This is a genomic window from Enterobacter sp. C6 (assembly GCF_008122455.1).
GTDB classification, from domain to species: Bacteria; Pseudomonadota; Gammaproteobacteria; order Enterobacterales; family Enterobacteriaceae; genus Enterobacter; species Enterobacter pseudoroggenkampii.
Genome location: NZ_QPFW01000123.1, coordinates 1 through 7,651 on the forward strand (window position 1 = coordinate 1; position 7,651 = coordinate 7,651).

7 protein-coding genes and 1 pseudogene are annotated in these 7,651 nt (G+C 60.8%); 7 read left to right on the top strand and 1 reads right to left on the bottom strand.

The features are described 5' to 3' along the window. The 6 genes and pseudogenes from DOU50_RS02050 to DOU50_RS02075 form a co-directional block, all read left to right on the top strand. Positions 1-663 (top strand): annotated as a pseudogene (locus DOU50_RS02050) (FdrA family protein); the annotation flags it as partial. After that, entirely contained in the window at positions 663-2,078 is a 1,416-nt protein-coding gene (locus DOU50_RS02055; RefSeq protein WP_194266115.1) for a DUF1116 domain-containing protein, read from the top strand. The pseudogene DOU50_RS02050 and the gene DOU50_RS02055, both read left to right, overlap by 1 nt. Positions 2,079-2,089: 11 nt before the next feature. Continuing rightward, entirely contained in the window at positions 2,090-3,643 is a 1,554-nt protein-coding gene (locus tag DOU50_RS02060; protein WP_148768665.1) for a xanthine permease, read from the top strand. Next, entirely contained in the window at positions 3,640-4,596 is a 957-nt protein-coding gene (locus DOU50_RS02065; protein ID WP_090418321.1) for a carbamate kinase family protein, read from the top strand. Before DOU50_RS02060 ends, DOU50_RS02065 begins: the two co-directional genes overlap by 4 nt. A gap of 1 nt (position 4,597) precedes the next feature. Continuing rightward, the gene (locus DOU50_RS02070) at positions 4,598-5,977 is read left to right on the top strand and encodes an amidohydrolase family protein (protein WP_148768666.1); all 1,380 of its coding nucleotides are present in this window, start codon (positions 4,598-4,600) and stop codon (positions 5,975-5,977) included. Positions 5,978-6,079: 102 nt separating this feature from the next. Continuing rightward, positions 6,080-6,814, top strand: coding sequence for a class I SAM-dependent methyltransferase (locus DOU50_RS02075; protein WP_148768667.1), 735 nt, complete (start codon positions 6,080-6,082; stop codon positions 6,812-6,814). On the opposite strand, the gene DOU50_RS02080 is transcribed toward DOU50_RS02075, so the two are convergent. Then, entirely contained in the window at positions 6,808-7,410 is a 603-nt protein-coding gene (locus tag DOU50_RS02080; RefSeq protein WP_148768668.1) for a short chain dehydrogenase, read from the bottom strand. The two genes, DOU50_RS02075 and DOU50_RS02080, sit on opposite strands and share 7 nt — an antisense overlap. Positions 7,411-7,507: 97 nt before the next feature. Between DOU50_RS02080 and DOU50_RS02085 the strand changes: the two genes are divergently transcribed. After that, positions 7,508-7,651: helix-turn-helix domain-containing protein (locus DOU50_RS02085; RefSeq protein WP_148768669.1), on the top strand; the 144-nt coding region annotated here is incomplete at its 3' end.

The window sequence follows — 7,651 nt, forward strand, 5'->3', positions numbered from 1 at the left end:
CAGTTTGCGCGCGGCACCAAAGAGGCAGCCCTGAAGGCGGTCCTGCTCACCGGCATCAAAAAAGAGTCCCTTGATCTGCATCCGCTCAACTGGCCTTTGATTGAAGAGGTGCGCGCCCGCCTGACCCCGCAGCAGAAGTACATTCGCGGCCTGTTCTGCGGCGGCACCCTGTGCGACGAGGCGATGTTCGCGGCGCTTGCGAAATTCGACGACGTCTACAGCAATATCCAGCCGGATCCCGCTAAACGCCTGCAGGACATCAGCGTCAGTAAAGCCCATACCTTCCTCGACTTTGGCGACGACGATTTCACCAACGGCAAGCCACACCCAATGATCGACCCGACCAACCGCATCAGTCGCCTGCTGCAGGAGGCGCGCGATCCGGAGGTGGGCGTTATCGTGATGGACTTCGTGCTGGGCTTCGGCGCGCACGAGGATCCGGTCGGCGTGATGCTCGACGCCATTAAAGAGGCGCAGGCAATTGCAAAGGCCGATAACCGTCCGCTGGAAATCCTCGGCTACGTGTTGGGTACCGACCAGGATCCGCAGTCGCTGGCGCAGCAGTGCCAGCTGCTGACCGACGCAGGCGTCATCTGGGCCAGCAGCAGTACCAATACCGGATTACTGGCACGCGAATTTGTCTGCAAAGGGGAGAACGCATAATGACCACCTTATTCAACCAGCCGCTGAACGTCATCAACGTTGGCATCGCGATGTTCAGCGACGATCTTAAAAAACAGCACGTATCCGTCACCCAGCTCGACTGGACGCCGCCGGGGCAGGGCAATATGCAGGTCGTTGAGGCGCTTGACCAGCTGGCGGAAAAACCGCTGGCGGAGAAGATCGCCGCCGCCAACAAGCTTGCGCTTGAGCGTATTATTCAGTCCCATCCGGTGCTGGTGGGCTATGACCAGGCGATTAACGTTGTGCCGGGGATGACCCGCACCACCATTTTGCACGCCGGTCCGCCTGTCTCCTGGGAAAACATGTGCGGCGCGATGAAGGGTGCGGTCACCGGGGCGCTGGTGTTTGAAGGGCTGGCGAAAGATCTGGACGACGCGACACGGCTTGCCGCCTCCGGTGATATTACGTTCTCGCCGTGCCACGAGCACGACTGCGTGGGCTCGATGGCGGGCGTCACCTCCGCGTCGATGTTTATGCACATCGTTGAGAACAAAACCTACGGCAACCGCGCCTTCACTAACCTCAGCGAGCAGATGGCGAAGATCCTGCGCATGGGGGCCAACGACCAGAGCGTCATCGACCGCCTGAACTGGATGCGCGACGTGCTAGGTCCGATGCTGCGCGACGCGATGAAGATTATCGGCGAAATCGACCTGCGGCTGATGCTGGCCCAGGCGCTGCACATGGGGGATGAGTGCCACAACCGCAACAACGCGGGCACCACGCTGCTGATCCAGGCGCTGACGCCGGGGATGATTCAGGCGGGCTATCCGGTGGCGCAGCAGCGCGAGGTATTTGAGTTTGTCGCCAGCAGCGACTACTTCTCCGGCCCGACGTGGATGGCGATGTGTAAGGCCGCGCTGGACGCCGCTCACGGGATTGAGTACAGCACCGTGGTCACTACCATGGCGCGCAACGGCTACGAGTTTGGCCTGCGCATTTCCGGCCTGCCGGGGCAGTGGTTCACCGGCCCGGCGCAGCAGGTGATCGGCCCGATGTTCGCGGGCTATAAGCCGGAAGACTCCGGGCTGGATATCGGCGACAGCGCCATCACCGAAACCTACGGCATCGGCGGATTTGCGATGGCGACGGCCCCGGCAATCGTTGCGCTGGTGGGCGGCACGGTGGAGGAAGCTATCGACTTCTCCCGCCAGATGCGCGAAATCACCCTCGGCGAAAACCCGAACGTCACCATTCCGCTGCTCTCGTTTATGGGGATCCCGACCGCCATCGACATCACCAGAGTCGCGGGCAGCGGCATTCTGCCGGTGATTAACACCGCCATTGCCCACAAAGATGCGGGCATCGGCATGATTGGGGCGGGCATCGTTCACCCGCCGTTTAGCTGTTTTGAAAAGGCGCTGTTGACCTTCCGCGATCGCTACTTTTTATAAGGCAAGCATCCATGAAAAACATGAAGCTGGAGTGGAAAAGAGGTGACTGGGCGGCGTATTTCGGGTTGATGACCAACAACCTGACCAATTTGCTGACCATGATGGGGCTGCTCATTTTTGTCGTCGGCATCCCGAAGGAGATTGTTTATGGACGCATCGCGCCGGCCTTCGGGCTGGCGGTGCTGACCGCGAGTATTTGCTATGCCTGGTTCGGCATGCAGATGGCGCGCGCCACCGGACGAACGGACGTCACCGCGCTGCCGTCCGGCCCCAGCGCGCCGTCAATTTTTACCGTGACCTTCCTGGTGCTGATGCCGGTTTATCAGCAGACCGGTGATGCGGAGTTTGCCATCCAGATTGGCCTGGTGTGGTGCTTTGTTGAGGCGATGATCCTCGCGGGCGGCTCGTTTTTAGGGGAAACCATCCGCAAGATGATCCCGCGCACCGTGCTGCTGTCGTGCCTGTCCGGTTTGGGTCTACTGCTGCTGGCGATGAACCCGATGCTGCAGGCGTTCGAAGCGCCGACAGTGTCGTTTATCGTGCTGCTGCTGATCTTCATTAACTGGTTCGGTAAAAAGCCGATTTTCGCCCGCATCCCGACCGGCCTGCTGCTGCTGATAGCCGGTACCGCACTGGCGTGGATCTCCGGCCTGCAGAGCCCGGAAGCGATTAAAGCGTCCATGTCATCCTTCGGCTTTAACCCGCCGCAGGTGCACGTGGAGAGCTTCCTGCAGGGCCTGCCGCACGCGCTGCCGTATCTTGCATCTGCCGTGCCGCTGGGGCTGGCGAACTACATCTTTGATCTGGAGAACATCGAAAGCGCCCACGCGGCGGGGGATGAATATCCGACGCGTAAAGTCATGCTGGCGAACGGTCTGGCCTCCATGCTCGGTTGCCTGATGGGGAACCCGTTCCCGGTGACGGTCTACGTCGGCCATCCCGGCTGGAAAGCGATGGGGGCGAGCATCGGCTACACGCTGGCCTCCGGCGTGACCATGTTCATCGTGCCGCTGTTCGGGCTGGGGGCGTTTATGCTCGCCATCATTCCGATGACCGCCATCGTGCCGATTCTGGTGTTTATCGGCGTGGTCACCGCCAATCAGGTGGTGAGGGAAACGCCCAAAGTGGAGGTACCCGTGATCTTCATCTGTCTGTTCCCGTGGATCGCCAACTGGGCGCTGACCATGATGAACAGCGTGATGGGCGCGGCGGGCACCAGCGCGGCGAAGATCGGTACCGACGTGCTGCACAGCAAAGGGATCTACTACGAAGGATTAGTCCATCTGGGGAACGGGGCACCGCTCGCCAGCATGCTGTGGGGCTGTATCGCCATTTTCGCCATCATCAACAAACCGCTGCGCGGCGCCGTGGCCGCTGCGTGTGGGGCGCTGCTGGCGCTGTTTGGGGTGATCCACGCCCCGGTCGTGGGCTTTGCCGAAGGCAGCTCGCTGATGTTCGTCACCGCGTATCTGATGATGGGCGGCATGTTTGTGGTGAAGCATGTGCTGGATAGCCGTGAAGCGGCGAGCGCTGAACCGGGTACCGTTGCGAAGGAGCACGTATGAAAGAGCTTATGGTTGTCGCCATTGGCGGTAACAGCATTATCAAAGACAACGCCAGTCAGTCGGTTGAACATCAGGCGCAGGCGGTGAAAGCGGTGGCAGAGTCAGTGCTCGAAATGCTGGCCTCCGACTATGACATCGTGCTTACCCACGGCAACGGCCCTCAGGTGGGGCTGGATCTGCGCCGGGCTGAAATTGCCCACGAGCGGGAGGGGCTTCCCCTCACGCCGCTGGCAAACTGCGTGGCGGACACCCAGGGCGGCATCGGCTACCTGATCCAGCAGGCGCTGAACAACCGCCTGGCCGCGCGCGGGGAGCAAAAAGCGGTTACGGTCGTCACGCAGGTGGAGGTGGATAAAAACGATCCCGGTTTTACGCGCCCGACGAAACCTATCGGTGCGTTCTTCAGCGAGGCGCAGCGCGACGAGCTGCAGCGCGCGCACCCGGACTGGCGTTTTGTTGAGGACTCCGGCCGTGGCTATCGCCGCGTGGTGGCTTCACCGCAGCCGCTGCGGATTGTCGAGGCGGATGCCATTAAGACGCTCACTCAAAAAGGATACGTGGTGATCGGCGCGGGCGGCGGCGGTATTCCCGTGGTGCGCAGCGAACAGGGCGATTACCAGAGCGTCGACGCGGTGATTGATAAAGATCTCTCCACCGCGCTGCTGGCGCGGGAGATTGGCGCCGACGTGCTGGTGATTACCACCGGCGTGGAAAAGGTGTGCGTCAACTTCGGCAAGCCAAACCAGCAGGCGCTGGATACCGTTAACGTGGCGCAGATGAGGCGTTATATGGAGGAAGGCCACTTCCCGGCAGGCAGCATGCTCCCCAAAATCGTCGCTTCGCTGGAATTCTTACACCACGGCGGCAAACGCGTGATTATCACCTCGCCGGACTGCCTGCCCGCGGCGCTGCGTGGAGAAACTGGCACCCATATTGTGAATGAAGGAAGATAAGATGAGTGAAAACAAAAGCCGCCGCGAGTTTATCAGCCAGAGCGGCAAAATGGTCACCGCCTGCGCGCTGTTTGGCGCGACCGGATCCGTCGCGTATGCTGCTGACTCCGCAAAGCCAACCTGCGAGACCGGCAAACCGATGAGCATCACCGCAAAACACTACTACCTCGACAACGTGCTGCTGGAGGCCGGGTTTAATGTCGACGGCGGCGTGGCGACAGGCACACGCACCGAGCTGAAAACGCTGGAGATTAAGGACGGGAAGATCGTCGCCCTGCGCGACAACAAGCGCCACGCCGACGACTCGCTGCCGCACTACGATGCGGGCAACAAGCTGATGCTCCCGGCAATGCGCGACATGCACATCCACCTGGATAAAACCTTCTACGGCGGCCCGTGGCGATCGCTCAACCGCCCGGCGGGCACCACGATTCAGGATATGATCCGCCTGGAACAGAAGCTGTTGCCCGAGCTGCAGCCCTACACCCAGGAGCGTGCGGAAAAGCTGATCGACCTGATCCAGTCGAAAGGCTCCACCATCGCCCGCAGCCATTGCAATATTGAGCCGGTTTCCGGCCTGAAAAACCTGGAAAATTTGCAGGCGGTCCTGGCGCGCCGCAAACCTGGTTTTGACTGTGAAATCGTCGCCTTCCCGCAGCACGGGCTGCTGCTGTCGAATTCTGAAAAGCTCATGCGCGAGGCGATGCAGGCCGGGGCGCACTACGTGGGCGGGCTGGATCCAACCAACGTTGACGGCGCGATGGAGAAATCTCTCGATACCATGTTCCAGATTGCGCTGGACTACGACAAAGGGGTGGATATTCACCTGCACGAAACCAGCCCGGCGGGCGTGGCGGCGGTGAACTACATGGTCGAAACCGTGGAGAAAACGCCGGAGCTGAAGGGCAAGCTGACCATCAGCCATGCCTTCGCGCTGGCGACGCTCAACGAGCAGCAGGTGGATGAGATCGCCACCCGCATGGCGGCGCAGCAGGTGACCATCGCCTCCACCGTGCCGATTGGCACCCTGCATATGCCGCTGAAGCAGCTGCGCGAGAAGGGCGTGTTTGTGATGACGGGGACCGACAGCGTAATCGACCACTGGTCGCCGTACGGTCTGGGGGACATGCTGGAGAAAGCCAATCTTTATGCCCAGCTCTACATCCGCCCGAACGAGCAGACCCTTTCCCGCGCATTAGGTATCGCCACCGGCGACGTGCTGCCGCTGAACGACAAGGGCGAACGCGTGTGGCCAAAAGCGCAGGACGACGCCAGCTTTGTGCTGGTGGACGCCTCCTGCTCAGCCGAAGCCGTGGCGCGCATTTCCCCGCGTACCGCAACGTTCCATAAGGGTAATCTGGTTTGGGGCGTAGTGGGTTGATGTGCATTTCTCCCTCTCCCTGTGGGAGAGGGTTGGGGTGAGGGCATCAGGCCGCAGGCAATGCTTTATACTGGGAGTCACATTCTTAAAGAGGGATCTGCCATGGCACAAAACATCTACGACAACCCGGCGTTTTTTGAAGGCTACGCCCAGCTTCCGCGTTCGGTACAGGGTCTGGACGGCGCGCCAGAGTGGCCTGCACTAAAAAGCATGCTGCCGGATTTAACCGGCAAATCGGTTGTCGATCTCGGCTGCGGCTACGGCTGGTTCTGCCGCGCCGCGCGCGAGCTGGGCGCTGCTGACGTCACGGGGGTCGATATCTCAGAAAAGATGCTCGCCCGCGCGGCTGAACTGACTGACGACGCACGGATTCACTATCAGCGTAGCGATCTGGAATCACTTAAGCTCAACGAGAACAGCCTCGATCTGGTCTACAGCTCTCTGGCGCTGCACTACCTGCCGGAGCTGGATACCCTGTTTGCGAAGGTTCAGCGCGCGCTTAAGCCCGGCGGCAGCCTGGTCTTTTCGATGGAGCATCCAATATACACCTGCGCCTCCCGTCAGGGCTGGCTGACCGACGATAGCGGCGAGCGGTTCTGGGGCGTGAATCGTTATCAGGACGAAGGCCAGCGCGTCAGCAACTGGCTGGCGGACGGGGTGATCAAATACCACCGCACGCTGGGCACCACGCTTAACGCGCTCATCAGGGCCGGATTAACGATAAGCGAAGTCAACGAGTGGGGGCCAACGCAGGCGCAGATTGACGCCTGGCCCGCGCTGGCCGAAGAGGCGGAGCGCCCGATGCTGGTGCTGATCGCCGCCCGCAAGGATCAGTAGCCGACCTTGTACACGCGCCCGGTCTGCACGCCTTCCACGCTGCGGCGGTAGGCCTGCGCCACGGTCGCGGCGGGAACGCTTTCGAAGCCCGGGAAGAAGCCGTCGTACGTCTCGACGGATTCGGTGAGGACCGTCGGGCTAATCAGGTTGATGCGGATCCCGCGCGGCAGTTCGCAGGCTGCCGCACGAACAAACCCTTCCAGCGCGGCATTCACCGTGGTGGCGTTCACGCCCTGCGCAATCGGCTCGTGCGCCACAATTCCGCTTATCAACGTAATCGAGCCGCCTTCATTCAGGTAGTGCTGGCCGGTTAGCGCCAGGCGCACCTGCCCGAGCAGTTTATCCTGCAGGCCCTGGTTGAAGTCGTTGTCTTTCATGGTCGCGAGCGGGCCGAAATAGAGGCCACCGCTGGCGGACACAATCGCATCTACCGGACCGATTTTCTCGAACAGCGCCTGGACGCTCGCCTGCGAGGTGATATCCACCTGCTCGTCGCCCTGCGTGCGGCCGACGCGGATGACCTCGTGGCGACGACTCAGCTCTTCCGTTACCGCACGACCGACCGTACCGCTGGCACCAATAATGACGATTTTCATAGCTGACTCCTTCTGTTGTGAGCCTTTATTCTTTAATAAATAAAAATGCAGATAAACTGGGCTAAAGTTAGAAGATTGCTAACCAAGGGTTTGGAATATGGATAAGCTTCGCAGCATGGAGACGTTTATTGCCGTGGTGGAAAGCGGCAGTTTTACCGGTGCGGCGGCACGGCTGGAGATGTCGGCGGTGATGGTGGGCAAGTACGTTGCGCTGCTGGAATCACAGCTTGGTACCCGCCTG

Coding starts and splice junctions, on each gene's coding strand:
- DOU50_RS02080 (WP_148768668.1), bottom strand. CDS start 7,410: ATGAAAATCGTCATTATTGGTGCCAGCGGTACGGTCGGTCGTGCGGTA.
- DOU50_RS02055 (WP_194266115.1), top strand. CDS start 663: ATGACCACCTTATTCAACCAGCCGCTGAACGTCATCAACGTTGGCATC.
- DOU50_RS02065 (WP_090418321.1), top strand. CDS start 3,640: ATGAAAGAGCTTATGGTTGTCGCCATTGGCGGTAACAGCATTATCAAA.
- DOU50_RS02060 (WP_148768665.1), top strand. CDS start 2,090: ATGAAAAACATGAAGCTGGAGTGGAAAAGAGGTGACTGGGCGGCGTAT.
- DOU50_RS02070 (WP_148768666.1), top strand. CDS start 4,598: ATGAGTGAAAACAAAAGCCGCCGCGAGTTTATCAGCCAGAGCGGCAAA.
- DOU50_RS02075 (WP_148768667.1), top strand. CDS start 6,080: ATGGCACAAAACATCTACGACAACCCGGCGTTTTTTGAAGGCTACGCC.